Genomic DNA, 25743 nt, shown 5'->3' on the forward strand with positions numbered 1-25743 from the left:
ATTCTGACATTTGCTCCAGCGCTAGCAGCAGAGGGATGCAAATGTCAGAATCGAACCACTAGCGGAGGAGCGGGGAGCAGTTGGCTTCGCCGACCCCAAAACCTCATCCTGAGGAGCCGCGAAAGCGGCGTCTCGAAGGATAGGCCGCAAATTCCGAACAAGGGGCCCATGCTTCGAGACGGGCCTGTCGGCCCTCCTCAGCATGAGGGGTGTTACTTTGGTCGTCTCACAACAAGAGATGCGACACGGACGGTGCGTAGAGGGCATCGACGGCGGCGGCCGTTGCGCCCAGCGCCACGGCTGTCGCGCCCGAGGTCCCGATGCGGATCCTTGTCTCCTCCGGCGAGCCGTCGAGGCGGCGGGGGAGAGGCATGGCTTTTTGCAGCAGGGCTTCCAGGAAATCCGGCCGGATGATGCCCCCGAGGATTAACGCTTCCGGGTCGAGCATCACCTCGATCATGTTGATCATCTGGCGCATCAGCGGAGCGACATCCGAAATCCAGGCAAGCACTGCCGGATCGCCTGCCTCAAAGAGCGCTTCGATCCGGGCAACGGAGCTTGCGGCGGTCGGTTCAAGGCCAAGCCGTTCGCAAAGGGCGTTGAGCGAGAGGTAACGCTCCAGACAGCCGCTGTTGCCGCAGGAGCATGCGGGGCCCAGCGGGTCGATCACCACATGGCCGATTTCACCGGCATTCTTCGACGCGCCCGGATAAAGCGCCCCATTGAGGACAAATCCGGCCCCGAGCCCCATGCCGAACTGGATGAAGGCAAAGCTGCCGAACGTGCGGCCGATGCCATAGACATGTTCGCCGAGCGCGGCCGCCGAGGCATCGTTCTGCAACACCACCGGCAGCTTCACCGCGTCCTGCAGGCGGGCGAGGTTTTCCGGTGAACCGAAGTCTGAAAAGGTCGTGGCATCCGCCTTGGCGTGGGTGCCGCTCCCGATCTCGAAGGGACCGGGTGCCGCGAGGCCGACACCGAAGAGCCGCCCGGCCATGGCAGGGTGATCCGTCCGGAAATCCTGTACCAGATCCAGGATGCGCTTGTTGGCGGCTTCCGGTGTCGCTGACCCGAGACCGCCGCCCGATTGCCAGACGATCTGGCCCAGAAGATCGCAGGCGATTGCCGTCACCGAGAGCCGGTCGACATGAAAGCCGAGACTGTAGGCATGATCGGCCTTGAGCTGCACATTCATGCCGGGATGGCCGCGGCCCTTGGCCTTTTGCGCCTGCATCTCGACAATGCCGCCCGCCTCCAGCTCGCCGACGATGTTTTGCACCGTCTGGCGGGAAAGCGACGTGATTTCAGATATTTCCGTACGCCCGATCGGCCCCCTCGTGCGGATGATCTCCAGCACGACACGATGGTTATGGGTCTTGGCCCGGGTCAGGTTGGTGCCGCTGGTGCGGAAGGAGGCGGGGATCGGCGCGCTGTCGTTCATGCGTCCAATGTCGCAGATTTTATTTTTTCTATCAATTTGACAAAATAAAAAATCCGGGCATAGGATGGCCCGCCTAAACAAGAACCGGAGGGCGAGATGAACAGTTTTGGAAAGCTTCTTATGGGGTCCGCCTTCGCGACCCTGGCCATGGCCTCGCATGCCCTGGCCGACACCACCTTGAACGCACTTTTCATGAGTCAGGCGGCCTATAGCGAGGACGACATCAAGTCGATGACCGCGAAATTCGAAGCGGCAAATCCCGGCATCAAGGTCGACCTGGAATTCGTGCCTTACGAAGCCCTGCACGACAAGATCATTGCCGCAGCCGGAGCCGGCGACGATGGCTATGACGTTGTCCTCTTCGACGTGATCTGGCCTGCCGAATTCGCAACCCGCGGCTTCCTGCAGGACGTTACGGGCCGCATTCCGGCGGACGCCACCGGCAAGATCTTCGACGGAGCCTGGACGACGGTCGAATATGACGGCAAGCGCTACGGTATGCCGTGGATTCTCGACACGAAATACCTCTTCTACAATGCCGAGATGCTGGAGCAGGCGGGCATTTCCGCACCGCCCAAAACCTGGAGCGAACTGGTTTCCCAGGCACAACAGATCAAGGACAAGGGCATCGTCGAATACCCGCTGGTCTGGAGCTGGTCCCAGTCCGAAGCCATGATCTGCGACTTCACCACGCTGACGGCCGCCAATGACGGCGCCTTCTTCGAGGAAGGCCAGCCGGCCTTTACCGCCGGCGGGGCCAAGGATGCCGTTACCTTCATGAAGGCAACCCTCGACGATGGTCTCACCAACCCGTCCTCGCGCGAATATTTCGAAGAGGACGTGCGCCGGGTGTTTTCCAACGGCGAGGCCGCCTTCGCGCTCAACTGGACCTACATGAATGCGCTCGCCAACGATCCGAAGGAAAGCAAGGTTGCCGGCAAGGTGAAGGTGGCTCCGGCTCCCGGCGTCGAGGGCAAATCGACGGCTTCGAGCGTCAACGGTTCCATGGGCCTCGGCATTCCCTCCAACAGCCCGCATGCGGATGAGGCCTGGTCCTATATCTCCTTCCTGACCCAGAAGGATATCCAGGACGACTATGCCAAGCTCAGCCTGCCGATCTGGAAAGCTTCCTATTCGGAGCCCAAAGTGACGGAAGGCCAGGAGGATCTGATCGCGGCGGCCAAGGAAAGCATTGCCGTCATGTATCCGCGTCCTCTGGTGCCTTCCTATACGGAGGTCTCCGACATCCTGCAGAAGAACATCCATCAGGTGCTTTTGGGTGAAACCGGCGTGGATGAAGCGCTGGAGGCTGCGGCCGACCGCGTCAAGCGCATCCGCTAAGCAGACGCCGCAGGAGACTGAACATGCTTGGCCGACGCCAGAAACTTGAAAAATGGACACTTCTGGCGCCGGCCTTGCTGGTGCTCGGGCTTATCACGCTGGTCCCGCTCGCCAACACGCTCTGGCTGAGTTTCACCGACACGAGGATCTCGGCCCTGCCGCAGCCGGTCGATTTCATCGGGTTTGAAAACTACATCTATGCCTTGAGCGACCCGGACTTCCAGGACGCGCTCTTCCGGACGCTCTATTTCACGATTGTCTCTGTCGGGCTGGAAGGCGTGCTCGGCGTCGCAGTCGCCGTTCTCCTGAACCAGGAGTTCCGCGGCCGTACACTGCTCCGGGCGCTGATCATTCTGCCCTGGGCGGTGCCGACCATCGTCAATGCGGTTGCCTGGCGGCTGATCTATCACCCGGACTACGGCGCGTTGAACTCGCTGCTCTTACAACTCGGCCTGATCTCTGATTATCGCAGCTGGATCGGAGATCCGGCAACGGCGATGAACATGGTGATCCTGGCGGATGTCTGGAAGAATTTTCCGCTGGTTGCCTATGTGGCACTTGCCGCCTTGCAGACGGTGCCGGGCGACCTCAACAAGGCGGCGGCCATCGAAGGTGCCGGCCCATGGAAGCGCTTCCGCTCCATCACCCTGCCGTGGATTGCCGGCCCGCTTATGGTGGTCATGGTGCTCCGGACCATCGAGGCCTTCCGCGTTTTCGACATCATCTATGTGATGACCGGCGGCGGCCCGGCGGACAGTACCAAAACGGCAAGCTTCTACGTCTACCAGGAATATTTCAATTACCTCAGAAGCGGCAGCGGTGCCTCCTACGCGGTGCTTGTCGCCGGCATCAGCGCGGTCCTGATCGTCTTCTACTACGCCACCACCAAGCGGCAGGCTGCGGGAGGCACGGCATGAGAAGATCCGCCCTCCAGACAGTGGTCATCTATGGCAGCGCGCTGCTGCTCGCCGCCTTCACCGCTGCCCCGCTTTTGTGGCTCGCGGTCATGAGCATCAGCGCGCCGACGGACCTCACCGAAGTGCCGCTGCACTGGATCCCGTCCGAGCTCGACTTCAGCCGCTATGGCACCCTTCTCAGCCTTGAGGGCGGCAATGGCGAACGGTTCCTCTATGCCCTCAGGAATTCGGTCCTGACGGCGGGTGGTGCAACGCTGATTGCCTTGATGCTGGCCATCCCGGCCGCCTATGCCTTTTCCCGGCGGCGGGCGTCGATGGTGCTGCTCTTCGCGTTTCTCGCCACCATCATGATGCCGCCGATCACCTATGTTCTGCCGCTCTATTCGACCTTCAGCAGTCTTGGCCTTCTCAATCACACGGTGACGCTGGTGATCGTCTATACGGCGATGCTGCTGCCCTTCGCCACCTGGCTGATGAAATCCAACATCGACGTGCTGCCGGTGGAAGTGGAACAGGCCGCCTTCATGGAAGGGGCAAGCACCTCCTATACGATCCGGCAGGTGGTGCTGCCGCTCGCCCTTCCTGCCATTGCGGCGACGGCGATGCTCTCGTTTCTGGTCGCCTGGGACGAATTCTTCTACGCGCTGATCTTCACCAACGACCTTTCAGCCAAGACGCTTCCGGTTGCGATTGCCGATTTCTCGGCCGGCCGCGTCACCGACTATGGCGTCATCGCCTCGGTGGGCGTGCTGGCCACCCTGCCGCCGGCGCTCCTCGCCATCGCCTTCCAGAAATTCATCGTCTCGGGCCTCGTGGCCGGCTCCGTCAAGGGCTGAACGGCATGAAGACCCCTCAAGGAATGACCGACGCAATGCCGCAAGACCCTATCCTCTCGATCAGAAACCTGCAGAAGACCTATGGCGACGTGCCGGTGCTGAAGGACATCAACGTCGCGATGGACCCGGGCGAGTTCCTGGTGCTGGTCGGTCCGTCCGGCTGCGGCAAGTCCACACTGCTGAGCTGCATTTCCGGCCTGACGGAGATCACCTCCGGATCGATCCACATCGCCGGCAAGGACCGGACCCATGATGAGCCCGCGGACCGGGACATTGCCATGGTCTTCCAGTCCTATGCTCTGTTCCCGAATATGAGCGTCGAACGCAATATCGGCTTCGGCCTGGAAGTCCGGAAGGTCGCAGAAGCGGAAAAGAAGCAAAAGGTCGCAGAGGTCGCCAGCCTCCTCAAGATCGAGCACCTGCTTCAGCGCCGCCCGGCGGAGCTGTCCGGCGGTCAGCGCCAGCGCGTTGCCATGGGTCGGGCACTGGTGCGCGACCCAAAGCTGTTCCTCTTCGACGAACCGCTCTCCAATCTCGACGCGAAGCTGCGCGTCACCATGCGCACGGAAATCAAGCGCATTCACCAGACCACCGGCGCCTCCATCGTCTATGTCACCCACGACCAGATCGAGGCGATGACGCTGGCAACGCGGATCGTGGTGATGAAGGACGGCGTGGTGCAGCAGATCGGCACGCCCAAGGAAATCTACCAGACGCCGGTCAATGCCTTTGTTGCCGATTTCATGGGGGCGCCGTCCATGAACCTGATGTGTGGGAAAGCGACCCGAGAAGGCGACCATGTGCGACTGGAGATCCCGACGCAGCAGGGCAGTCCGGTGGAACTCTTCGATTATGGTCCCGGGCCGCAGGGTCTTGCTGTGGGCCAGTCCCTGGACGTCACCATCGGCCTGCGCCCGGAAGCCATGACGGATGCCGCGAGCCGCAACGGCGGTATCGACGGAAAGATCCTGCAGGTCGCGGAGTGCCTGCTCGATGTGGTCGAACCGGCCGGAGCCGACACCTATGCCGTCGTCAATCTGGGCGGAACGGAAGCGGTCGCCCGGCTGTCGGCAGATGTCACCGTTGAGGCTGGAGAGATCGTGCCGATTGCCTTCGATCTCTCGAAACTTTCTTATTTCGATGTCACATCCGGAGCCCGCCTATGAGCGCCTCAAGAGGCCTTGCCGGAGATATCGGCGGCACCAATACGCGGCTGGCGCTGGTGGAAAACGGCCGCGTGCTGGAAAACACCATCGCGCGCTTCCGCAATGCCGATTTCGAGACGCCGGAAGCGGCCATCGGCACCTATCTCGCCAAAGCCGGACAACCGGCCTGCGGGTCCGCCGTCATCGCCATCGCCGCTCCGATCGATGGACACGCGATCCGAATGACCAACCATCCCTGGACTTTCAACGCCGATTGCATCGGCACTGTCCTGGGCGGAGCAGAAGTGCAGTTCCTCAACGATTTCGAGGCACTTGCCTATTCGATCGACCGGGTCGAAACCCATCGGCTCAAGCCCGTCTACGTGCCCGAGGCCAAGCTTCGCAGCAACCCGACGCGGCTGGTGGTTGGCGCCGGCACCGGCTTCAACGCGGCCGCCCTCTTCCAGGCCTCCGACGGCCTTCATGTCGGCACGGGCGAGTGCGGTCACGCGACATTGCCTGTTGAGACAGAAGCCGAATTGCGCCTGCGGGATTATCTCGCCCGGGGCCGGGGCCGTGCGTCCGTCGAACGGGCTCTTTCGGGCAGTGGCCTCAGGGAAATCTACGAATGGCACTGCCAGGAGGCCGGTCAGGTTGCGGACCACCTGACACCGGCGGACATTGCGGACCGGGCCAATGCGGGCTCCGATACGCTCTGCGTTCTTGCCGCTCGCCAGTGGGTGACCCTGCTCGGCCGGGTCGTCGGCGATCTTGCGCTCGTCTTCCTGTCGCTCGGCGGCATCGTGCTGACCGGCGGCGTCACCCGCAGCCTTGCAAAATTCCTCGCCGAACCCGATTTCCTGAATGCCTTCTGCGCCAAGGGCCGCCAGCAGCAACTCGTCGCCGGCATTCCGGTACATCTGCTTGACGATGATTTTGCCGCGCTGACAGGGTGTGCTGCGCGGATGTGACCGGGAATTACTTCAGACTGCCGCTCGGATCGTAGCCTTCAAACTGGCTGTCCACGTCCCGTGCCTTGTGCAGAACTCGAACAATCGCGACCTCACCCTGCCAATCCAGGAAGAAGATAACATGTGAGACATGGGCAAGGCTTCGAATGCCTGGGCCCAGCTCTTGCCGCTCGCGGCCAATCTGCGGATTATTGGCAATAATCTCGAAAAGGTCATACAGACCAAGAAGATAATCGCGTGCCTGAGCCTCGCCCCAACTCTCTTCTGAATAGAGAAAGATGTCCTGGAGGTCTTCCTCGGCCTCGGCCGAGAGAAGCCAACCCGTCACTTTGACATTTTCCGCTGCTTCGCTTTCGCAATAATGTCTTCGGGTCCTGCCCGGCTAACCCTGCCGGCATCAAGCGACTGACGACCCCGATTGATGTCGCGGCGCAAACTCTCAAGCTTCAGATGATGCTCTTCGTGCATTCGCAACGCGTCGCGCACGACCTCGCTGGCATTATTGTAGAGGCCATTGGCAATCTGATCGGCGACATAGTCTTCCAGCTTTTTTCCGAGCGAAAAGTTCATGTCCAGACCTCCGGTCATTTGTAAGGCATTCACATTTGGCGAAGCCAAGCTCCCTCTCCCATTGGGAGAGGGTTGGGGTGAGGGAACAAATGCCTGAAAATTCAGAAAAGTCTGTCCCCTCACCCGGACCTGCGGTCCGACCTCTCCCCATGGGAGAGGTGACTTTGGTGTCCATGGCCTGGACTTCGGTCAAATGCAAAACCCGAAATCACTTGCCTCGACAATCTCACAATATGTCAACTTTTAGCAACAATTTACATCAAGAACTCAGCCCCAGCTCCTCGATCACCGCCTGCACCGCCAGCCGGAAGACCTGCTCCTCCGGTCCCGGCTGGCTGTCCGGCCTTGTCATCAGGCCGACCGGACCCTTGGTCATGTCGGTGTCGAAAGGCAGGCGCACCAGGTGGCCGTCGGCGGTTTCGTTCTGGACGACGCCGGAGGAGATGATCCAGACCGCGTCCGTGCGCCGTGTATAAACGCGGCCGAAGGCGCCGGAGACGGTCTCGATCTTGTTCGGGATCTCGCCGACACCGTTGGCGATCATGTAACGCTCGACAAGCGGGCGGATCGCCGAGCCTTCCGGCGGATAGATGACGGGCCACTCGACGATGCGTTTGACGTCGGGTTTTTCCAAGAGCGGATGGCCGGCCCGGACGATCAGATCGACCCGTTCCGAATAGAGCTGGGTGAAGGAAACGCCTTCCATGGAGACCGGACGGCCGAGGCGGCCGATGACAAGGTCGAGGTCTCCGAGCTTCAGCCGTTCGATCAGGTAGCCGTGCGGGCCGTCCATGATCTGCAGCATGACATTCGGCGCCATCTCGGCAAATTCGCGCACCACCGGCGGCATGAAGCTGGCGGCAACGCTCGGCAGGGCGCCGACCTTCAGCGTCGCCCTTGCATCACCTTCCTTCTCGACCCCGTCGAGGCCCTGCTGCAGGCTCGCCAGCGAAATCTGCGCGAAATGCAGGAACACCTTGCCCTCGCGGGTAAGGGCAATGCCCGCCCGGTTGCGCGTCATCAGGCTGGCACCGATGATGTCCTCCAGCTCTTTCAACGTCTTGGAGATCGCCGGCTGGGTCAGGCTCAGCTTGTCCGCCGCCAGTTTCAGGCTGCGTTCCTGGGCAATTTCAACGAAACACTGGATGTGGCGGAACTTGATGCGCCGGTCGATCATTCACTTGCCCGTTTTGGAAAGAAAGAAGCTTCATATCTCATTTTACTTCCCAAAATTGATCATTCAATATGAATTCAATCAGGGAGGAAGTGATGCGCACTCAGGTTGTTATTGTCGGCGGCGGACCGTCAGGCCTGCTGCTTGGCCAGCTTCTGCATCGCCAAGGCATCGAGACAGTCATCCTGGAGCGCAAGACCCGGGACTATGTGCTCGGCCGCATCCGCGCCGGCATCCTGGAAACCGGCCTCGTCAACATGATGCGCGAGGCGGGCGTCGCAAAACGGATGGACGAGGAATGCTTCGTTCACCACGGCACCTGCATCTCCTATGAAAACGAGATGTTCGCGATCGACTTCCAGAAGCTGATCGGCCAGAACGTCATCGTCTACGGCCAGACCGAAGTCACCCGTGACCTCTACGATGCACGCGAAAAGATTGGCGCGGAGACGATCTTCGAGGTCGATCATGTCGAGATACGCGATGCGGACACGGATAGTCCCTATGTCACCTTCACCGTCGATGGCAGCGCAAGGCGGATCGACTGCGATTTTGTCGCCGGCTGCGACGGTTTCCATGGCGTCAGCCGCAAGACCATTCCGGACACCGTCCTGAAGGAATACGAGAAGGTCTATCCCTTCGGCTGGCTGGGCGTCCTGTCCGAAACTCCGCCGGTGCATGACGAGCTGATCTACGCCAATTCAAAGCGCGGCTTTGCGCTCTGCTCCATGCGCAACGAGAACCTGTCGCGCTACTATGTTCAGTGCAACCTTACCGATGACATCCACGAATGGACCGACGAGGCCTTCTGGGAGGAACTGAAACGCCGCCTGCCGGAATCTGTCGCCGACAAGCTGGTGACCGGCCCTTCCATCGAGAAGTCCATCGCCCCCCTGCGCTCCTTCGTCTGCGAGCCTATGCGCTGGGGGCGTTTGTTCCTGTGCGGCGACGCCGCCCATATCGTGCCGCCGACGGGTGCCAAGGGCCTCAACACGGCTGCTTCCGACGTGCACTACCTTCATGAGGGTCTGGTCCGGTATTACAAGGACAAGGACAGCGAAGGCATCGACACCTATTCGGAGAAGGCCCTTGCCCGGATCTGGAAGGCGGAACGGTTCAGCTGGGCGACCACCAACATGTTGCACCGGTTCCCGGACCAGTCGGACTTTGATCTGAAGATGCAGCGGGCGGAAATCGAATCCCTGCATCATAATGAAATCGCGCAGCGCTGGTTTGCGCAGAACTATGTCGGGCTGCCCTACTGATGAAGATTGCAAGGCTTCCATCTGCTGATATTCACTGGCGCGAGGACGGGGACCGCATGGGCCCGGCGGTCGTGTTCGCCAATTCACTCGGCACGGATCTTCGGCTCTGGGACAAGACGGTGGAGCGGCTGTCGGGTTTCGGCCTCAGGCTGATCCGCTACGACAAGCGCGGACATGGCCTCTCCTCCTGTCCGGCGTCCCCCTATGCGATGACCGCTCTCGTCGACGATGCGCAGCAGCTTCTCGATCATATCGGGATCAACAAGTGTGTTTTCGTCGGGCTCTCCATTGGCGGCATGATCGCCCAGGCACTGGCAAGCCGTCAGCCGGAGCGGATTCGAGGCCTGGTGCTTGCCGACACTGCGGTGAAGATGGGCGAAGCTGCAATGTGGCGGGACCGGATTGCAAAGATCCGCGAGGGCGGGCTGGAAAGCATTGCCGACGCCATCCTCGAGCGCTGGTTCTGCGAGGACTTTCTGCAGCAGGCCGAGAGCAGCGCCTGGCGGAACATGCTCACCCGGACACCGGCGGAAGGCTATATCGGCTGCTGCGAGGCCATCGCCACGGCCAATCTTACGGAAACAACGGCCGCCCTTCGCCTGCCCGTACTTGGCATCGCGGGAGCGGAGGACCGGGCCAGCCCGCCCGACATCGTGCGCGCCACCACGGCTCTGATCTCCGGCAGCCGCTACGTTGAAATTGAAAAGGCAGGCCATTTGCCTTGCGTCGAGCAGCCGGAGGTCTTCACCGGCCATCTCATCAAGTTCCTGAAGGAGGACCTCCATGTCTGATCGTTTTGACACCGGCATGCAGGTGAGGCGGTCCGTACTCGGGGACGATCATGTCGACCGGGCGGAAGCCGCGAAGACGGCGCTGGACGAACCGTTCCAGACGCTGATCACCGAGACGGCCTGGGGCAATGTCTGGGCGAATGACCGCATCAGCGCGCGCGAGCGTTCCATGCTGACGCTGGCGCTTCTGGCTGCGCTTGGCAATTTCGAGGAAATTCCGATGCATATCCGCGCGACGGCACGAACCGGCGCCAGCAAGGAGGATGTGCTGGAGGCTTTCCAGCATGTTGCCATCTATGCCGGCGTTCCACGCGCCAATCAGGCCTTGAAACTGGCCAAACAGACCTATGCAGAAATGGAAGCGCAATAAGCTTCCCGTCCGCTGCTCCCGAGGAGGAGAGACCCATGTTGAAACCAGGCGAATTCTACCAGCGTGACCGCGAGCGCCATCCGCCGGCCTATACGCGCGACTACAAGACCTCCGTCTCGCGCTCGCCGCAATATTCGCTGATCAGCCTGCAGAACTCGGTCTCGGAAATCACCGGACCAACGTTTGGCCACAACGACATTGACCCGCTCGACAAGGACCTGATCTACAATTACGCCCAGCCGGGCGAGAGCGCGATCGGCGAGCGCATCATCCTGCATGGCCGCGTGCTGGACGAAAATGCCAGGCCGATCCCGAACACGCTGGTGGAAATCTGGCAGGCGAATGCGGGCGGGCGCTACCGGCACAAGAAGGACACGTATCTGGCGCCGATCGACCCGAATTTCGGCGGCTGCGGCCGGACGCTTACCGACGAGAACGGCTACTATTATTTCCGCACGGTGAAGCCGGGTGCCTATCCCTGGCGCAACTGGGTCAACAGCTGGCGGCCGGCCCATATTCACATGTCGATCTTCGGCACGGCCTTCTGCCAGCGCCTGATCACCCAATGCTATTTCGAGGGCGATCCGCTAATCGACAAATGCCCGATCGTGAAGACCATTCCCGATCCCGATGCCGTCGAACAACTTGTGGCGAAACTCGATCTCAACGGAACGATTCCGCTGGATACGATCGCCTACAAGTTCGACATCGTGCTGCGCGGGCGCCGCTCGACCCTTTTCGAAAATCGTCTGGAAGGGAACTGACCCATGCCGCAGAAACTCGATTATCTTGCCGAAACGCCTTCCCAGACGGCCGGTCCCTACGTTCACATCGGTCTGGCGCCGGGCGCCGCGGGCTTCGGCATCTACAAACACGAACTCGGCTGGGACATCGCCGGCCCCAACGCCAAGGGTGAGCGCATCCGTGTCGAGGGCATCGTCATGGATGGCATGGGCTCGCCGATCAAGGACGTGATGCTGGAAGTCTGGCAGGCCAATGCGGACGGCAACTACGCCCATCCGGAAGGTGGCGGACCGGTCGAGGACGGCTTTCGCGGCTGGGGCCGGGTGATCACGGATTTCACCACCGGCGAATGGGGCTTCGACACCGTCAAGCCCGGCCCGACCCGGGGCCGCAATGCCGGCACCCAGGCCCCGCATCTGAACCTCTGGATCGTGGCGCGCGGCATCAATATCGGCCTCAACACGCGCATGTATTTCGACGACGAGGGCGAGGCCAATTCCAGGGACCCGGTCCTGAACCTGATCGAATGGGAAAACCGCCGCGCAACGCTGATCGCCAAGCGGACGGAACGCGACGGCCAGACCGTCTACCGCTTCGACATCAAGGTGCAGGGCGAGGACGAGACGGTGTTTTTCGACGTTTGAGAGGACCTCGACCATCTCCTCTCCCTCATCCTGAGGAGCCTAGCACGCCAGGCGTCTCGAAGGATGGGCGGCACACTCGGGAACAAGCGGCCCATCCTTCGAGACAGCGCTGATGCGCTTCCTCAGGATGAGGTGGTTGGATTGAAAGACCGCCAGGTCGAGTGATCGGTCAGGCAATCAACAATGAGAATTCAAACATGACCAAACCCTGCATCATCTGCGTCGCGATCACCGGGTCGCTGCCGAAGAAGGAAAACAATCCGGCGGTGCCGATCACGGTCACCGAGCAGGTGGAAAGCACGCAGGAGGCTTTCGAGGCGGGTGCGACCATCGTCCATGCCCATGTGCGCAATGACGATGAGACGCCGTCCTCCGATCCGAAGAAGTTCGCCCGGCTGAAGGAAGGGCTGGAGAAGCACTGCCCCGGCATGATCATCCAGTTTTCGACCGGCGGCCGCTCGGGCGCGGGCCAGGCACGCGGCGGCATGCTGCCGCTTGCCCCCGATATGGCCTCGCTGTCCGTCGGATCGAACAACTTCCCGACCCGGGTCTACGAGAACCCGCCGGACCTGGTCGACTGGCTGGCAAGCGAAATGCGCACCTATCACGTCAAGCCTGAGATCGAGGCCTTCGATCTCAGCCACATCCACCAGGCGGCGGCGATGCACCGGGACGGGCGCATTCCGGACAAGCTCTATGTGCAGTTCGTCATGGGTGTGAAAAACGCCATGCCTGTCGACCGCGATGTCTTCGACTATTACATCCGGACCGTCGAGCGCCTGGTGCCCGGCACTGAGTGGTGCGCGGCCGGGATCGGCCAGCATCAATTGACGCTGAACGAGTGGTGCATCTCCTCTGGCGGCCATACCCGCACCGGACTTGAGGACAATGTCCGTATCGACCGGAACACGCTGGCGCCCAGCAACGCTGCGCTTGTGAAGCGGGCGGCAGAGCTTTGCGAGAAATACGAGCGCCCGGTCGCAACCTGGCAGCAGGCGCGCGAGATCCTGGAAATTCCGCTGAAGGCAGCCTGAGCAAGACAGCTTGACCTGCCTCCCTTCATGGCTCTCAATGCAGGGCTAACCCCTTGATCTTCGAGAGCCATGCCCCTTTCTCTTTTCTCCAGCGCCATCTATTCCGGCCTCTTTGCAGACGATGAACTCAGGCGTCTGTTCGATGACGGCAGCGATGTTGCCCATATGATCGCCTTCGAGCGTGCCCTTGCGATTGTCGAGGGCCGTCTCGGCATCATTCCGGCAAAGGCTGCACAGGAGATCGCCGATAGTCTGGCAACGGCACATATCGCTCCCTCCAGCCTTGCCACCGGAACGAAATCCGCAGGCGTGCCGGTGCCGGCATTGGTGGCCGAACTGCGCAAACAGATCAGCGCCGAGGCAGGAGCCTGGCTGCATTGGGGCACGACCAGCCAGGATGTCATCGACACGGCCATGGTGCTGCAGGTCAGGACCGCCCTCGGCATCCTGTCGGCACGGCTGGAAAAGCTGATCGACACGCTGCAAAGACAAAGCGACCGCCATGCCGGCCAACTGCTGGCCGGGCGCACCCGCAGCCAGGTGTCGACGCCGGTCACCCTCGGCTACCGGATTGCCCAATGGGCGCATCCGCTGATCGATGCGGAGACAGCACTGCCCGCCCTCAGGAAAGGTGTTTTGCGCGTGCAGTTCGGTGGTGCCTCCGGCATCAACAGTGCGATAGCACCTGACGGAGCAGCCGTCGCCGCCGCTCTTGCAAAGGAACTTGGGCTGGAAGCCAGTCCCTCCTGGCATGTCAACCGGACGCCCTTGCTGGCGCTCTCCGCCTGGCTGCAGCAGGTCCTGTCCGGTCTAGCCAAGATGGCCGGGGACCTGATCCTTTCGGGACGCTCCGACATTGCCGAGATCTCCAGCGGGACGGGCGGCGGGTCCTCGACCATGCCGCAAAAGGCCAACCCGGTGCAGGCCGAGACCATATTTGTTCTCAACCGGATCGCGATTGCGGCGGGAGCCGGGCTTGCCGCTGCCGCGAGCCCGCTGGAAGAACGGGACGGGGCCTGCTGGCCGCTGGAATGGCACTTCCTGCCACAGATGGTGATTGCCGCGGGTGCCGCGCTGAGCCATGCGGAAGACCTCGCTGCCAGCCTTTCGGCCAACCCACCTGCTCTTGCCGCGACGCTGACCGAGAACCCGGAAATCATGGCAGAAACCGCCAGCTTCCTCCTTGCCCGCCACGGCGTTTCGCGCGCGGAGGCGAAGGATATGGTCGCAGCGGCGGCCAGGGATCCGGCCCCGTTTGCCGAGGCGCTTGAACGCCTCGGTCCAAAAGATATCGACTGGGAGAAGGAACTCGACCCGAAGCAGGTCATCGCTCCGGCGAAGAAGATGTCGGCGCGGATCTTCGCCGCGCGAACGCGCGGCTAGATCCTGCCTCTCGTCTCCAAAAATTTGCCGGATGCGCGCCCGAAACCGGCAGCTCGGTGACTGACGCTTACTGCGCCAGCTGCCAGGTCTTGACGTAGTCGGAGATGCCGTATTTCGCCAGGGTCGCCGCATAGGCGTCCGAGGCCTTGTAGGCGGCCAGTTTCTCGTTGAAGGCGGCAAGGTCACCGGCAGAAAACTTTTCGTCCGCAAGCGCAATGCCGATCGGCACTTCGCCGACGGCCAGAGGCAGCAACTCGATGTCGGCGCGCATATCGGTCTTGTCCAGTTGCGAAAGATAGGCAATCGAGGAAATGATCGCTGCGTCCAGACGGCCCGCAATCACCTTCTTGATGTTGTTTTCATCCTCATTGGTCGGCTCGATTTCAACGCCGGCTGCTTCCAGCGCCGGATAGGCGAAACCGCGGCGACCGCCGATCTTCTTGCCCTTGAGCTCCGCGAGAGCAACATAGGTAAAGCCGCTGCCCTTCTTGATGGCCAGGATGTTGAATTCGGTCAGGACCGGATCGCTGTAGAGCGCTTCCTTTGCGCGTTCCTCGGTGCGCAGCACGCCCAAGGCGCCGTCGATCTCGCCGGAATGGACGGAATTGTAGAGCCGGGCAAACGGCAGACCGGACGCCGACGCGTCATAGCCCATGTCCTGAAGGATGACGAGGCTGACATCGCCGAGGACGCCGGTCGGCGTGCCGCCTTCACCGACCCCTGCAAAGGGCAGGCTGTCGCCGGAACCGAGGACGATCTTGTCGGCGGCGAAGGCACCAGTCGAGAGCGTGAATGCCAGAACTGTGACAGCAAAGATGTTTCTCATGAAATTACCCTTTCCAGATCGGGAGAACCGAGAAAATTTCTGCCTGACGATAGGTAAAATCGCGTTTCCGACCTAACGCGAAATCTAAGTTTCAGCTTCAAACGGAACCTGAAAATACGTTAATGTTTTCGCAATACTTACCTGCCCCTGCCAATCTCGCCATTTTTATCTATGTCAGTCTTACCATGGCTGCATCCCTCACCGCTCAGCAAGAGCTATTAGCTGGCAATGCCATAAAATCAATCGGTGATTATCTTGTTTTTCCGAAAGGATCTCTTGTCATATCCCCCATGGTCCGGGCCGGGATTGAAGGCCATAGTCCGTTCAGCAGATTTCAACAAAAGGCTTGCCCGTGACCCAGTCCCATCAGCCCCGCACCTATTACGCGCCGACCGGCGGTCATCCCGGTCAGGAAACCCTCCTGACCGACCGTGCCGCCTTCACCGATGCCTATGCGGTAATCCCGAAGGGCACCATGCGCGACATCGTCACCAGTTGCCTGCCCTTCTGGGACAAGACACGCCTCTGGGTTCTGTCCCGGCCGCTCTCCGGCTTTGCCGAGACATTTTCGCAATACATCATGGAGGTTCAGCCGGGCGGCGGGTCCGACCGGCCGGAGACCGACCCTTCGGCAGAGGGCATTCTGTTCGTGGTCGAGGGCGAGGCGGTGCTGACTGCCGAGGGCCGGCGCTACGATCTCAAAGCCGGAAGCTATGCTTTCCTGCCGCCTGAAACCGACTGGACCTTGAAGAACACCAGCGATGCTCCTGTCCGCTTCCACTGGGTGCGCAAAGCCTTCGAGCCTGTAGACGGGCTGGATCGGCCGGAGCTGTTCGTCACCCACGAAAGCGAGATCGCTCCGCGGGAAATGCCCGGCACCGACGGGAAATGGGCCACCACCCGTTTCGTCGATCCGGAAGACGTGCGCCACGACATGCATGTCAACATCGTCACCTTCCAGCCGGGCGCGGTGATCCCCTTTGCCGAAACCCACGTGATGGAACACGGCCTCTATGTGCTGGAGGGCAAGGCCGTCTACCGGCTGAACCAGGACTGGGTCGAGGTCGAGGCCGGCGACTACATGTGGCTGCGCGCCTTCTGCCCGCAAGCCTGCTATGCCGGCGGCCCCGGTCCCTTCCGCTACCTCCTCTACAAGGACGTCAACCGGCACATGAAACTGCAACCGGCCGCCCGGTTCGAGGCAGGTGCGCAAGCAGCATTCAAACGCGCGGCGGAGTGATTTTTCTGACCTTGCTTCACCCAATGACCTCATCCTGAGGAGCCGCGACAGCGGCGTCTCGAAGGATCGGCGACACACACCGGAACAAGTGGCCGATCCTTCGAGACGGACCTGACGGTCCTCCTCAGGATGAGGCTTGTAGGTGTGGCTGCCTCCTCACGATGAAGGCGCATATGGTGTGAGCGTCCCCCTTTTCAGAGTGTGCTGCCGATCCTTCGAGACGGACCTGACGGTCCTCCTCAGGATGAGGATTGTGGGTGTGGCTGCCTCCTCGCGATGAGGTTGATGTGGACGATCCGGGGGCAGATCAACTTTGCCCTGGAGCGACTTCCCCGCCTAGGGCGGCGGTCAGGCTGGCTGCCGCCGCCTTCACCGCTTCGGCAAAGGGTTCGATCCTCTCCGGGCTCACCCGGCTTGTCGGGCCGGAGACCGAGAGACCCGCCACGGCCTCGCCATAGTGGTTGAAGACCGGCGCCGCGATGCAGCGCATGCCGAGGTTCTTTTCCTCTCCATCAATCGAATAGCCGCGTTCCCGGATCGCTTCCAGGTCCGTTCGCAGCTGATCCGCATCGCAGAGCGTGTGCTCGGTGAAGCGAACCCTTTCGGACTGCTTAAGGATACGGGCGCACTGGTCCCGGTCCATGAAGGCAAGCAAAGCCTTGCCGATTCCGGAGGCATGCAGCGGCGAGAGGGTGCCGGGCGGAAAGAAAGCCCGGATGCTTTCGTGGGTTTCCACCTGGCTGACGAACAGCACCTGGTCCGCCTGGGCGACGCCGAGATTGGCGGTTTCGCCGGTTCGCTCCATCAGGGATCGCAGGATCGGCCGCGCCCGTTCCACAAGACTTGTCCGGCGCAGAAAGCGCGCGCCGATGATGAAGGCGCCAGGGCCGATATGCCAGAGCTGCTGCGCGGCATCGAATTCCACCAGACCGCGCGCCTCCAGCGTGAACAGGATCCGGTAGAGCGTTGCGGTCGACTCGCCCATCTGCTCCGACAGCGCCGACAGGGAGACACCGGACTGGGTGCTCAAATGTTCGAAGACGGCCATTGCCCGGTCGAGTGACTTGATGGTGTTCTGCTCGCTCTTGTCGTCCCAGGCGCGGGGCCGCCCGCGGGCGCGGCGAGTGGCCGAAGGGTCGGTTCTGGCGTCCGTCATGATACCTCTTTTTTGACTTTTGAAAAATCAATTCATCCTATGAAAAATACAACATACTGACAAGACTGTATTTTTCTCCTTTTCGTCATTCTGAAAAAATATTTTAAAAAAATTGCGAGTCCATGTCCTGCACCGGTATCGTTTCTTAAAAGCCATAAGAGGAAACGGCCATGAGCTTCCAAAACCCTGTTTTCATTCCCGGCCCCACCAACATGCCGGAGGCATTGCGCAGAGCCTGCGACATGCCGACCCTGGACCACCGCTCGCCCCTGTTCGGGCAGATCCTGAAGCCGGCGCTGGCCGGCGTCAAAAAGGTGCTGAAGACGGAAACCGCCGAGGTTTTCCTGTTTCCCTCCACCGGCACCGGCGGCTGGGAGACGACGATCACCAATACGCTCAGCCCGGGCGACAAGATCCTGGCCGCACGCAATGGCATGTTCAGCCACCGCTGGATCGACATGTGCCAGCGCCACGGACTGAAGGTCGAGGTCGTCGAGGCTCCCTGGGGCACCGGACTGCCGGCGGACCGCTATGAAGAGATCCTCGCAAAGGACACCAACCACGAAATCAAGGCGGTTCTGGCGACCCACAACGAGACCGCGACCGGCGTCAAATCCGACATTGCCGCCGTCCGCCGCGCGCTGAATGCCGCCCGGCATCCGGCCCTGCTCTTCGTCGATGGCGTCAGCTCCATCGCCTCCATGGATTTCCGCATGGACGAATGGGGTGTCGATGCGGCCGTCACCGGCTCACAGAAGGGTTTCATGCTGCCGCCGGGCCTTGCCATCGTCGCCCTGTCGCCGAAGGCCCAGGCCGCGGTTGAAAGCGCGAAGCTTCCGCGCACCTTCTTCGATGTCCGCGACATGATGAAGGCCTATGCGAACAATGCCTATCCTTACACGCCCGCCGTCGGCCTGATGAACGGGTTGAAGCAGAGCTGCGACATGCTGCTCGCCGAAGGACTGGAGAACGTCTTTGCCCGCCACCGCCGCATCGCCGACGGCGTGCGCGCCGCGGTTCGTGCCTGGGGCCTGGAGCTCTGCGCCCAGACGCCGGATATCTATTCGGACTCAGTCAGCGCAATCCGCACGCCCGAAGGTTTCAACGCCACCAGCATCGTCACCCATGCAGCCGGGAAATACGGTGTTGCGTTCGGCGTCGGCCTTGGCGAGGTGGCGGGCAAGGTCTTCCGCATCGGCCATCTCGGCAGCCTGACCGACGTCATGATGCTATCGGGCCTGGCGACCGCCGAAATGGTCATGGCCGATCTCGGCCTCACTATCAAACTCGGCTCCGGCGTTGCCGCTGCCCAGGAAGTCTACCGCAACGAAGCCGCCGTTTCTTCAAAGGAAGCCGCATGAAAACCGACGCCTTGACCCAGTACATCCCGACGCTCGAGGACATGCTTGTCGCCCATGAGCGCATCAAGCCGTACATTCACTGCACGCCGGTGCTGACCTCCTCGTTCATCAACGAGCTCTCTGGCGCCGAGCTGTTCTTCAAATGCGAGAACTTCCAGAAGGCCGGCGCCTTCAAGGTGCGCGGCGCCTCCAACGCGGTCTTCGGCCTCGATGCGGAAACCGCCAAGGCGGGTGTCGCGACGCATTCCTCCGGCAACCACGCGCTGAGCCTCTCCTATGCCGCAGGCCGCCGGGGCATCCCCTGCCACGTGGTGATGCCGAAGACGGCGCCGCAGGCGAAAAAGGACGCGGTGCGCGGCTACGGCGGCATCATCACCGAATGCGAGCCGTCGACCTCCAGCCGCGAAGCGGTCTTTGCCGAGGTCGAGGCCCGCACTGGCGCGGAATTCGTCCACCCATACAACGATCCGCGCGTCATTGCCGGCCAGGGCACGTGCTCCAAGGAACTTTTGGAGCAGGTCGCCGGCCTCGACGCGGTGATCGCGCCGATCGGTGGCGGCGGCATGGTCTCGGGCACCTGCCTGACCCTGTCGAACCTCGCACCCGATGTGAAGATCTACGCTGCCGAGCCCGAGCAGGCGGACGATGCCGCCCGCAGCTTCAAAGCCGGACACATCATCGCCGACGATGCGCCGAATACGGTCGCCGACGGTCTGAAAGTGCCATTGAAGGAACTGACCTGGCACTTCGTGTCCAACCACGTCACCGACATCCTGACCGCCTCGGAACAGGACATAGTCGATGCCATGCGCCTCATCTGGGCACGGCTGAAGATCGTGATGGAGCCATCCTCGGCCGTGCCGCTGGCGACCATCCTGAAGAACAGGGACGTCTTCGCCGGCAAGCGCGTCGGCGTGATCATCACCGGCGGCAATGTCGATCTCGGAAAGCTGCCCTGGAACTGAATGAAGCCATTTGGAGAACAACAAAATGAACGCACAAACCGGATTTGAAAAACTCGAAGTTGGCTTCGACATTCCCGCCCTGCCCGGCATGGACGAGGCCGATATCCAGACCCCGTGCCTGGTGCTCGATCTCGATGCGCTGGAGCGCAACATCAAGAAGATGGGCGACTATGCAATGGCTCATGGCATGCGTCACCGGGTGCACGGCAAGATGCACAAGTCGGTCGATGTCGCGAAGCTCCAGGAAAGCCTCGGCGGTGCCGTCGGCGTCTGCTGCCAGAAGGTTTCGGAAGCCGAAGTCTTCGCCCGCGGCGGCATCAAGGACATCCTCGTTTCCAACCAGGTGCGCGACCCCAGGAAGATCGACCGGCTGGCACAACTGCCGAAATACGGCTGCCGCACCATTGTCTGCGTCGATGATCTCGCCAACGTTGCCGATCTCTCGGAAGCGGCCGCCAGGCACGGCACCACGCTTGAAGTCTTCATCGAGATCGATTGCGGCGCCGGCCGTTGCGGCGTGACGACGAGCGAGGCCGTGGTCGAGATCGCCAGGGCTGTCGATGCCGCCCGGAACCTCAAGTTCACCGGCATTCAGGCCTATCAGGGCGCCATGCAGCACCTCGACAGCTATGAGGCCCGCGAGGAAAAGCTCGACATCGCCATTGCCATGGTCAAAGACGCCGTCGAGGCCCTGACGGCAGCCGGTCTTGAGCCGGAACTCGTCTCCGGCGGCGGCACGGGCTCCTACTATTTCGAGTCCAATTCCGGCGTCTACAACGAGCTGCAGTGCGGGTCCTACGCCTTCATGGATGCCGATTACGGCCGCATTCTCGATAAGGACGGCAAGCGCATCGACCAGGGCGAATGGGAAAATGCCTTCTTCATCCTGACCCAGGTAATGAGCCACGCAAAGACCGACAAGGCGATCTGCGACGCGGGCCTGAAAGCCCAGTCCGTCGACAGCGGCCTGCCCTTCATCTACGGCCGGTCCGACGTCAAATACGTCAAGTGCTCGGACGAGCACGGCGTCATTGCCGATCCAAACGGCGTCCTGAAGGTCGGCGAGAAGCTGAAGCTGGTTCCGGGCCACTGCGACCCGACCGCCAATGTTCACGACTGGTATGTCGGCGTGCGGGGCGGCAAGGTCGAGACGGTGTGGCCGGTCTCGGCCCGCGGCAAGGCTTACTAAGGGTTCATTTTAAAGCCTCCCCTTCGTCATCCCGGCCAAGCGGAGCGCGAGCCGGGACCGGAGAGCCCCTAACCTTTCCAATTCGGACAGGCTTCGGCTCCCCGGTCCCGGATCTCCGCTGCGCTGCGTCCGGGATGACGATGGAGGGTTTGGCGTGAAAGCGCCTGAAACCACCAACACCTCATCCTGAGGAGGGCCAAAGGCCCCTCTCGAAGGACGGGCAACACACTCCGGAACAAGCGGCCTATCCTTCGAGACGCGCGCGAAGCGAGCTCCTCAGGATGAGGTCGGAATGCGTTTCGGGCGACCTGATCGGAGACACACATGATCATCGTTCCTGAAAAGGAAATCGCCGGGCTGATCGGCCGCAAGGAATCCTTCGAGGCGGTCGAGAGCGTCTTTGCCGCGATGGCGAGCGGGGCGGCCTATAATTTTCCGGTCATCCGTGAGGCGATCGGCCATGCGGATGCGCTTTACGGTTTCAAGTCCGGCTTCGACCGGTCCTCGCTGGCGCTCGGCCTGAAATCCGGCGGCTACTGGCCGGGCAACATGGACAAGGGCCTGACCAACCACCAGTCGACCGTCTTCCTGTTCGATGCCGATACCGGCCGCGCCAAGGCGGTTGTCGGCGGCAATCTTTTGACAGCTCTGCGAACCGCGGCTGCGTCCGCCGTTTCCATCAAGCATCTGGCCCGCAAGGACGCGAAGGTACTGGGCATGATCGGTGCCGGCCATCAGTCCGCTTTCCAGATGCGGGCGGCCGTCGAACAGCGGGACTTTGAAAAGGTTCTCGGCTGGAACTTGCATCCGGAAATGCTGGTGCGGCTGGAAGAGACCGCCAAGGAGCTGGGCCTGCCGTATGAATCCGTCGATCTCGACCGGATGGGTGCCGAGGCTGACGTCATCATTTCCATCACCTCCAGCTTCGATCCGATCCTGATGTCCGGCCACGTTACGCCGGGCACCCATATTGCCTGCATGGGCACCGACACCAAGGGCAAGCAGGAGGTCGATGTGGAGCTGGTTGCCCGTGCGAAACTCTTCACCGACGAGATCGCCCAGTCGGCCACCATCGGCGAGTGCCAGCATGCTGTTGCACGCGGAATTGTCTCTGAAGACAATATAATTGAGATTGGCGCCGTCATTAATGGTAAGCATCCAGGCAGGACCTCGGAGAGCGATATCACCCTCTTCGACGGCACCGGCGTCGGCCTTCAGGATCTTGCCGTGGCGTCTGCCGCGGTCGATCTGGCGATCCAGAAGGGCGTCGCGATCGAAGTGGATTTTTGAGGATTTCAGGAAAAGGCATCAAAGGCCTTGCCGCAATTAACCTCTCCCTTTGGGAGAGGTCGGAGCGAAGCTCCGGGTGAGGGGGCAGACGGTTCCGTATCCCCGGAAGGTTTGCCCCCTCTCCCAGCGGGAGGGGAAACCTTCCGCATCCAGGCGTGCAACCTTGCCCTTCCCGCTGTCCTCATCGGACGGAATTAGGTCAAACGAATGCGGATTGTGATCAACGGGTTCGGCCGGATCGGGCGGACCGTTTTGCGTCAGGTGCTGAAACTTCCCGAAGCTCGGCGGATCGAGGTGGTGCGGATCAACGACATCGCGCCGCTGGAGACCTGCGCCTATCTCTTCAAGTATGACAGCGTCTTCGGTCCCTGGCCGGGTGAGGTGACTGCCGGTGAGGGCACGTTGACGGTGGACGGGCGCGAGATCGTCTTTTCCGCCGAAGCCGACCTTTCCCGCCTCGACCTTTCCGATATCGACGTGGTCATGGAATGCACCGGCAAGGCCGACACGCGCGAGATCGCCGACCGGGGACTGCGTGCAGGGGCGAAGAACGTTCTGGTGTCCGGCCCCTGCAAGGCGGCGGACATCACGCTGGTGCTCGGTGCCAACGAGGAGCAGCTCGCCAGCCACCGCATCGTCTCCAACGGTTCGTGCACCACCAACGCGCTCGCCCCGCTCCTGCGCGGCATCGACGATGCCATCGGCATCAAGAGCGGGCACATGACCACCATCCATTGCTACACCGGCAGCCAGCCGATGGTCGACGCGCCGCGCGGCCCATTGGAGCGCAGCCGCGCTGGTGGTGTCTCCATGGTGCCGACGACGACAAGCGCCACCAAGCTGGTCGGTGTGGTCCTGCCACAGCTTGCCGGCAAGGTCAGCGGCGCGTCGGTGCGCGTTCCGGCGATCAGCGTTTCGGCCGTCGACCTGACATTGACGCTCGCCCAACCCGTCGAGACACCGTTCAACGACCGGCTTCAGGCGATCTTCGCCGGCAATCCGGTGATCGGTTTTGTCAGGGATCACGTCGTCTCCACCGACATGCGCGCGCGGCCGGAATCGCTCGTGCTGCACCTGCCCGAGACCCTTGAGGCCAACGACCATCAGGTGCGCATCTTCGGCTGGTACGACAACGAATGGGGCTTTTCGGCGCGCATGATCGACATGGCGCGGCTGATGGCCGGGCGGTGAGGCGGAAGAGTTACAAATTCTCCTGCCCCGCCCCGTCATTCCGGACAAGCGCAGCAAAGCTGCTGCGCAGATCCGGAACCCAGCGCATCAGCGTGAGCGAAGCGAACACCTTCAAAAACAATTAGACGCGCTTTCAGCGCGAAATATGTCTGGCTTCCGGATCGGTGTTCGGCTGCGCCTCGCTTGTCCGGAATGACGGGCGGAGGAAATTTCAAATCGCTCGGGCAGACGTTGCTCAGTCTAGCAATACCCCCCCGTTGTCATCCCGGCCAAACGAAGTGCGAGCCGGGGCCGGAGAGCCCAAAACCCCGGTTCTTTCTGGTTTCTTCCGATAGACCCTGGCTCGCCGGCCCCGGATCTTCGCTGCGCTGCGTCCGGGATGACGATTGAGAGGGCACAAAAAGGGCCGCTCGCGCGACCCTTTCGATTTTTTATGCAGCAAGACCTTACGCCGTCTCTTCCTTCGGCAGCGAGCCATGACCATGGCCGGCCATTCCGCCCGAAACCTCTTCCGTCGATTCATTGGAGAGTTCGTCCGGCAGCACCAGGTTGAGGACGATGGCGATGAGGGCTGCCGGCAGCAGACCGCTGGTGAGCAGGATGCGCGCCGTTTCGCCCATGTGCTGCAGGGCGCCTGGCTCCAGCTGCAGACCGAGGCCGATGGAGAGCGAGATGGCGAAGATCACCATGTTGCGCCGGTTCCAGTTGACGTCCGAGAGCATGGAGATGCCGGCAGCGACCACCATGCCGAACATCACGATGACACCACCGCCAAGCACTTCGATCGGCACGGTGCGGATGACCGCGCCGACCTTTGGAATGAGGCCGCAGACGATCAGGAAGATCGCACCGATGGTCACCACATGGCGGCTCATGACGCCGGTCATGGCGATGAGGCCGACATTCTGGCTGAAGGAAGTGTTCGGGAAGCCGCCGAAGAAACCGGCAACGGCCGTGCCGAGACCGTCGGCGAAAGTCGCACCGGCGATTTCCTTGTCGGTCGCCTCACGGCCCGCGCCGCCCTTGGTGATGCCGGAGACGTCGCCGACGGTTTCGACCGCGGAAACGAAGGCCATCAGGCAGAAACCGATGACGGCGGCCGCCGAGAATTCGAAGCCGTATTTGAACGGCTGCGGCAGGGCGAAGACAGCTGCCCGGTCCCATGAACTGGAGACGGCCTCGAAGGTCAGCATGCCGGTGGCCAGTGCGAAGACATAGCCCGCGACAAGGCCGATCAGCACCGCCGAGACCGACAGCATGCCCTTGCCGAAGAACTTGAAGCCGAGGGTGACCACGATCACCAGCAGTGCCGCGCCCCAATTGAGCAGCGAGCCGTATTCCGGCGTGCCGATGGCCGGGACCCCGCCGGCGGCATACTGGATACCGACCTTGACCAGGGCCAGACCGATCATGGTGACGACCAGACCGGTGACAAGCGGCGGCAGGGCAAAGCGGATCTTGCCGATGAAGAACCCGAGACAGGCATGGAAGATACCGCCAAGGATCACCCCGCCGAAGAGCGCGCCGAGCCCGTCGACGCCCTTGCCCGCGACGAGCGGGATCATGATCGGCAGGAAGGCGAAGGACGTGCCCTGAACGATGGGCAGTGCCGCTCCGACCGGACCGAGGGTCAGCGTCTGCAACAGGGTCGCGATCCCGGCAAAGACCATCGACATCTGGATCAGGTAGAGAAGTTCGGGAAAGTCCGGCGAATTGGAGCCGAAGCCGAAGCCGGCGGCACCGGCAACGATAATGGCTGGCGTGACGTTGGAGACGAACATGGCCATGACATGCTGGATGCCAAGCGGGATCGCCTTCCACAAGGGTGGCGTGAAATTGGGATCGCGGAGCTGCTCCGGCGTTCCGATCGATGCATTAGACATTGTTGCTCCTCTGAAG

General features: G+C 61.8%; 25 protein-coding genes. 18 read left to right on the top strand and 7 right to left on the bottom strand.

The features are described 5' to 3' along the window. Window positions 1–226: 226 nt before the first annotated feature. The gene (locus ACX3M4_RS16945; protein ID WP_459354176.1) at window positions 227–1441 is read right to left on the bottom strand and encodes an ROK family transcriptional regulator; all 1215 of its coding nucleotides are present in this window, start codon (window positions 1439–1441) and stop codon (window positions 227–229) included. Window positions 1442–1537: 96 nt separating this feature from the next. Between ACX3M4_RS16945 and ACX3M4_RS16950 the strand changes: the two genes are divergently transcribed. Genes ACX3M4_RS16950 through ACX3M4_RS16970 form a run of 5 tightly spaced genes read left to right on the top strand, consistent with a single transcriptional unit; the run spans window position 1538 to window position 6651 of the window. Beyond that, window positions 1538–2782: an extracellular solute-binding protein gene (locus ACX3M4_RS16950; RefSeq protein ID WP_459354177.1), complete on the top strand. Its 1245-nt coding sequence runs from the start codon at window positions 1538–1540 to the stop codon at window positions 2780–2782. A gap of 23 nt (window positions 2783–2805) precedes the next feature. Next, complete coding sequence (locus ACX3M4_RS16955; protein ID WP_459354178.1) at window positions 2806–3699, top strand: carbohydrate ABC transporter permease; 894 nt, start codon at window positions 2806–2808, stop codon at window positions 3697–3699. Continuing rightward, window positions 3696–4535, top strand: a complete 840-nt coding sequence (locus ACX3M4_RS16960) for a carbohydrate ABC transporter permease (RefSeq protein ID WP_459354179.1) — start codon at window positions 3696–3698, stop codon at window positions 4533–4535. The genes ACX3M4_RS16955 and ACX3M4_RS16960 overlap by 4 nt, the downstream gene beginning before the upstream one ends. Before the next feature lie 23 nt (window positions 4536–4558). After that, window positions 4559–5701 (top strand): ABC transporter ATP-binding protein, encoded by a 1143-nt coding sequence (locus ACX3M4_RS16965; RefSeq protein ID WP_459354180.1) that lies wholly within the window; start codon window positions 4559–4561, stop codon window positions 5699–5701. Continuing rightward, window positions 5698–6651, top strand: coding sequence for a glucokinase (locus ACX3M4_RS16970; RefSeq protein ID WP_459354181.1), 954 nt, complete (start codon window positions 5698–5700; stop codon window positions 6649–6651). The genes ACX3M4_RS16965 and ACX3M4_RS16970 overlap by 4 nt, the downstream gene beginning before the upstream one ends. A 7-nt stretch (window positions 6652–6658) precedes the next feature. Here ACX3M4_RS16970 and ACX3M4_RS16975 read toward each other — a convergent pair whose 3' ends face one another. From ACX3M4_RS16975 to pcaQ, 3 genes are all read right to left on the bottom strand, one after another. Continuing rightward, on the bottom strand, window positions 6659–6979 hold the full coding sequence (locus tag ACX3M4_RS16975) for a type II toxin-antitoxin system RelE/ParE family toxin (RefSeq protein WP_459354182.1): 321 nt from the start codon (window positions 6977–6979) through the stop codon (window positions 6659–6661). After that, the gene (locus ACX3M4_RS16980; protein ID WP_459354183.1) at window positions 6976–7221 is read right to left on the bottom strand and encodes a type II toxin-antitoxin system ParD family antitoxin; all 246 of its coding nucleotides are present in this window, start codon (window positions 7219–7221) and stop codon (window positions 6976–6978) included. The genes ACX3M4_RS16975 and ACX3M4_RS16980 overlap by 4 nt, the downstream gene beginning before the upstream one ends. Before the next feature lie 259 nt (window positions 7222–7480). Next, the gene (gene pcaQ, locus ACX3M4_RS16985) at window positions 7481–8398 is read right to left on the bottom strand and encodes a pca operon transcription factor PcaQ (protein WP_459354184.1); all 918 of its coding nucleotides are present in this window, start codon (window positions 8396–8398) and stop codon (window positions 7481–7483) included. 92 nt (window positions 8399–8490) lie between these two features. Between pcaQ and pobA the strand changes: the two genes are divergently transcribed. The 7 genes from pobA to ACX3M4_RS17020 all read left to right on the top strand — a co-directional run bounded on the left by pobA (window position 8491) and on the right by ACX3M4_RS17020 (window position 14626). After that, window positions 8491–9660 carry a 4-hydroxybenzoate 3-monooxygenase gene (gene pobA / locus ACX3M4_RS16990; protein ID WP_459354185.1) on the top strand — a complete coding sequence of 390 codons (1170 nt, stop codon included), beginning with the start codon at window positions 8491–8493 and terminating at the stop codon, window positions 9658–9660. After that, window positions 9660–10451, top strand: a complete 792-nt coding sequence (pcaD, locus tag ACX3M4_RS16995; protein WP_459354186.1) for a 3-oxoadipate enol-lactonase — start codon at window positions 9660–9662, stop codon at window positions 10449–10451. Before pobA ends, pcaD begins: the two co-directional genes overlap by 1 nt. Further along, window positions 10444–10821 carry a 4-carboxymuconolactone decarboxylase gene (gene pcaC, locus ACX3M4_RS17000; RefSeq protein ID WP_459354187.1) on the top strand — a complete coding sequence of 126 codons (378 nt, stop codon included), beginning with the start codon at window positions 10444–10446 and terminating at the stop codon, window positions 10819–10821. The genes pcaD and pcaC overlap by 8 nt, the downstream gene beginning before the upstream one ends. Window positions 10822–10856: 35 nt before the next feature. Beyond that, entirely contained in the window at window positions 10857–11585 is a 729-nt protein-coding gene (gene pcaH, locus ACX3M4_RS17005; RefSeq protein WP_459354188.1) for a protocatechuate 3,4-dioxygenase subunit beta, read from the top strand. A gap of 3 nt (window positions 11586–11588) precedes the next feature. Then, on the top strand, window positions 11589–12209 hold the full coding sequence (gene pcaG, locus ACX3M4_RS17010) for a protocatechuate 3,4-dioxygenase subunit alpha (protein ID WP_459354189.1): 621 nt from the start codon (window positions 11589–11591) through the stop codon (window positions 12207–12209). Window positions 12210–12406: 197 nt separating this feature from the next. After that, window positions 12407–13243: a beta-keto acid cleavage family enzyme gene (locus ACX3M4_RS17015; RefSeq protein ID WP_459354190.1), complete on the top strand. Its 837-nt coding sequence runs from the start codon at window positions 12407–12409 to the stop codon at window positions 13241–13243. Between the two features lie 69 nt (window positions 13244–13312). Next, window positions 13313–14626, top strand: coding sequence for a lyase family protein (locus ACX3M4_RS17020; RefSeq protein WP_459354191.1), 1314 nt, complete (start codon window positions 13313–13315; stop codon window positions 14624–14626). Between the two features lie 67 nt (window positions 14627–14693). Here the strand turns inward: ACX3M4_RS17020 and ACX3M4_RS17025 are convergent, their stop codons facing one another. Further along, the gene (locus tag ACX3M4_RS17025; RefSeq protein ID WP_459354192.1) at window positions 14694–15452 is read right to left on the bottom strand and encodes a substrate-binding periplasmic protein; all 759 of its coding nucleotides are present in this window, start codon (window positions 15450–15452) and stop codon (window positions 14694–14696) included. A gap of 352 nt (window positions 15453–15804) precedes the next feature. Here ACX3M4_RS17025 and ACX3M4_RS17030 point away from each other — a divergent pair, with 352 nt between their 5' ends. After that, window positions 15805–16692: a bifunctional allantoicase/(S)-ureidoglycine aminohydrolase gene (locus ACX3M4_RS17030; RefSeq protein ID WP_459354193.1), complete on the top strand. Its 888-nt coding sequence runs from the start codon at window positions 15805–15807 to the stop codon at window positions 16690–16692. A gap of 307 nt (window positions 16693–16999) precedes the next feature. Here ACX3M4_RS17030 and bhcR read toward each other — a convergent pair whose 3' ends face one another. Continuing rightward, window positions 17000–17848 (bottom strand): HTH-type transcriptional regulator BhcR, encoded by an 849-nt coding sequence (gene bhcR, locus ACX3M4_RS17035; RefSeq protein WP_459354194.1) that lies wholly within the window; start codon window positions 17846–17848, stop codon window positions 17000–17002. A 170-nt stretch (window positions 17849–18018) separates the two neighbouring features. Between bhcR and bhcA the strand changes: the two genes are divergently transcribed. The 5 genes from bhcA (at window position 18019) to ACX3M4_RS17060 (ending at window position 23844) form a co-directional block, all read left to right on the top strand. Continuing rightward, window positions 18019–19209 (top strand): L-aspartate--glyoxylate aminotransferase BhcA, encoded by a 1191-nt coding sequence (bhcA, locus tag ACX3M4_RS17040; protein ID WP_459354195.1) that lies wholly within the window; start codon window positions 18019–18021, stop codon window positions 19207–19209. Then, window positions 19206–20174, top strand: coding sequence for a beta-hydroxyaspartate dehydratase BhcB (bhcB, locus tag ACX3M4_RS17045; RefSeq protein WP_459354196.1), 969 nt, complete (start codon window positions 19206–19208; stop codon window positions 20172–20174). The genes bhcA and bhcB overlap by 4 nt, the downstream gene beginning before the upstream one ends. A gap of 25 nt (window positions 20175–20199) precedes the next feature. Further along, a complete protein-coding gene (bhcC, locus tag ACX3M4_RS17050; RefSeq protein WP_459354197.1) occupies window positions 20200–21363 on the top strand; it encodes a 3-hydroxy-D-aspartate aldolase BhcC in 1164 nt (387 codons plus the stop codon). A gap of 324 nt (window positions 21364–21687) precedes the next feature. Continuing rightward, entirely contained in the window at window positions 21688–22653 is a 966-nt protein-coding gene (bhcD, locus tag ACX3M4_RS17055) for an iminosuccinate reductase BhcD (protein WP_459354198.1), read from the top strand. 207 nt (window positions 22654–22860) lie between these two features. Further along, window positions 22861–23844: a type I glyceraldehyde-3-phosphate dehydrogenase gene (locus ACX3M4_RS17060; protein ID WP_459354199.1), complete on the top strand. Its 984-nt coding sequence runs from the start codon at window positions 22861–22863 to the stop codon at window positions 23842–23844. Between the two features lie 446 nt (window positions 23845–24290). Here the strand turns inward: ACX3M4_RS17060 and ACX3M4_RS17065 are convergent, their stop codons facing one another. Then, window positions 24291–25727 (bottom strand): uracil-xanthine permease family protein, encoded by a 1437-nt coding sequence (locus ACX3M4_RS17065; RefSeq protein ID WP_459354200.1) that lies wholly within the window; start codon window positions 25725–25727, stop codon window positions 24291–24293. Window positions 25728–25743 lie beyond the last annotated feature (16 nt).

It is taken from the genome of Roseibium sp. M-1, assembly GCF_054515675.1.

What these genes read in the sequence shown, in the direction of transcription:
- ACX3M4_RS17025 (WP_459354192.1), bottom strand. Translation starts at nt 15,452, where the DNA reads ATGAGAAACATCTTTGCTGTCACAGTTCTGGCATTCACGCTCTCGACT.
- pcaQ (WP_459354184.1), bottom strand. Translation starts at nt 8,398, where the DNA reads ATGATCGACCGGCGCATCAAGTTCCGCCACATCCAGTGTTTCGTTGAA.
- bhcA (WP_459354195.1), top strand. Translation starts at nt 18,019, where the DNA reads ATGAGCTTCCAAAACCCTGTTTTCATTCCCGGCCCCACCAACATGCCG.
- bhcC (WP_459354197.1), top strand. Translation starts at nt 20,200, where the DNA reads ATGAACGCACAAACCGGATTTGAAAAACTCGAAGTTGGCTTCGACATT.
- pcaD (WP_459354186.1), top strand. Translation starts at nt 9,660, where the DNA reads ATGAAGATTGCAAGGCTTCCATCTGCTGATATTCACTGGCGCGAGGAC.
- ACX3M4_RS16950 (WP_459354177.1), top strand. Translation starts at nt 1,538, where the DNA reads ATGAACAGTTTTGGAAAGCTTCTTATGGGGTCCGCCTTCGCGACCCTG.
- ACX3M4_RS16955 (WP_459354178.1), top strand. Translation starts at nt 2,806, where the DNA reads ATGCTTGGCCGACGCCAGAAACTTGAAAAATGGACACTTCTGGCGCCG.
- ACX3M4_RS16960 (WP_459354179.1), top strand. Translation starts at nt 3,696, where the DNA reads ATGAGAAGATCCGCCCTCCAGACAGTGGTCATCTATGGCAGCGCGCTG.
- ACX3M4_RS16945 (WP_459354176.1), bottom strand. Translation starts at nt 1,441, where the DNA reads ATGAACGACAGCGCGCCGATCCCCGCCTCCTTCCGCACCAGCGGCACC.
- bhcD (WP_459354198.1), top strand. Translation starts at nt 21,688, where the DNA reads ATGATCATCGTTCCTGAAAAGGAAATCGCCGGGCTGATCGGCCGCAAG.
- ACX3M4_RS17060 (WP_459354199.1), top strand. Translation starts at nt 22,861, where the DNA reads ATGCGGATTGTGATCAACGGGTTCGGCCGGATCGGGCGGACCGTTTTG.
- pcaG (WP_459354189.1), top strand. Translation starts at nt 11,589, where the DNA reads ATGCCGCAGAAACTCGATTATCTTGCCGAAACGCCTTCCCAGACGGCC.
- ACX3M4_RS17020 (WP_459354191.1), top strand. Translation starts at nt 13,313, where the DNA reads ATGCCCCTTTCTCTTTTCTCCAGCGCCATCTATTCCGGCCTCTTTGCA.
- ACX3M4_RS16980 (WP_459354183.1), bottom strand. Translation starts at nt 7,221, where the DNA reads ATGAACTTTTCGCTCGGAAAAAAGCTGGAAGACTATGTCGCCGATCAG.
- ACX3M4_RS16970 (WP_459354181.1), top strand. Translation starts at nt 5,698, where the DNA reads ATGAGCGCCTCAAGAGGCCTTGCCGGAGATATCGGCGGCACCAATACG.
- bhcR (WP_459354194.1), bottom strand. Translation starts at nt 17,848, where the DNA reads ATGACGGACGCCAGAACCGACCCTTCGGCCACTCGCCGCGCCCGCGGG.
- pcaC (WP_459354187.1), top strand. Translation starts at nt 10,444, where the DNA reads ATGTCTGATCGTTTTGACACCGGCATGCAGGTGAGGCGGTCCGTACTC.
- pobA (WP_459354185.1), top strand. Translation starts at nt 8,491, where the DNA reads ATGCGCACTCAGGTTGTTATTGTCGGCGGCGGACCGTCAGGCCTGCTG.
- ACX3M4_RS17065 (WP_459354200.1), bottom strand. Translation starts at nt 25,727, where the DNA reads ATGTCTAATGCATCGATCGGAACGCCGGAGCAGCTCCGCGATCCCAAT.
- bhcB (WP_459354196.1), top strand. Translation starts at nt 19,206, where the DNA reads ATGAAAACCGACGCCTTGACCCAGTACATCCCGACGCTCGAGGACATG.
- ACX3M4_RS16965 (WP_459354180.1), top strand. Translation starts at nt 4,559, where the DNA reads ATGACCGACGCAATGCCGCAAGACCCTATCCTCTCGATCAGAAACCTG.
- ACX3M4_RS17015 (WP_459354190.1), top strand. Translation starts at nt 12,407, where the DNA reads ATGACCAAACCCTGCATCATCTGCGTCGCGATCACCGGGTCGCTGCCG.
- pcaH (WP_459354188.1), top strand. Translation starts at nt 10,857, where the DNA reads ATGTTGAAACCAGGCGAATTCTACCAGCGTGACCGCGAGCGCCATCCG.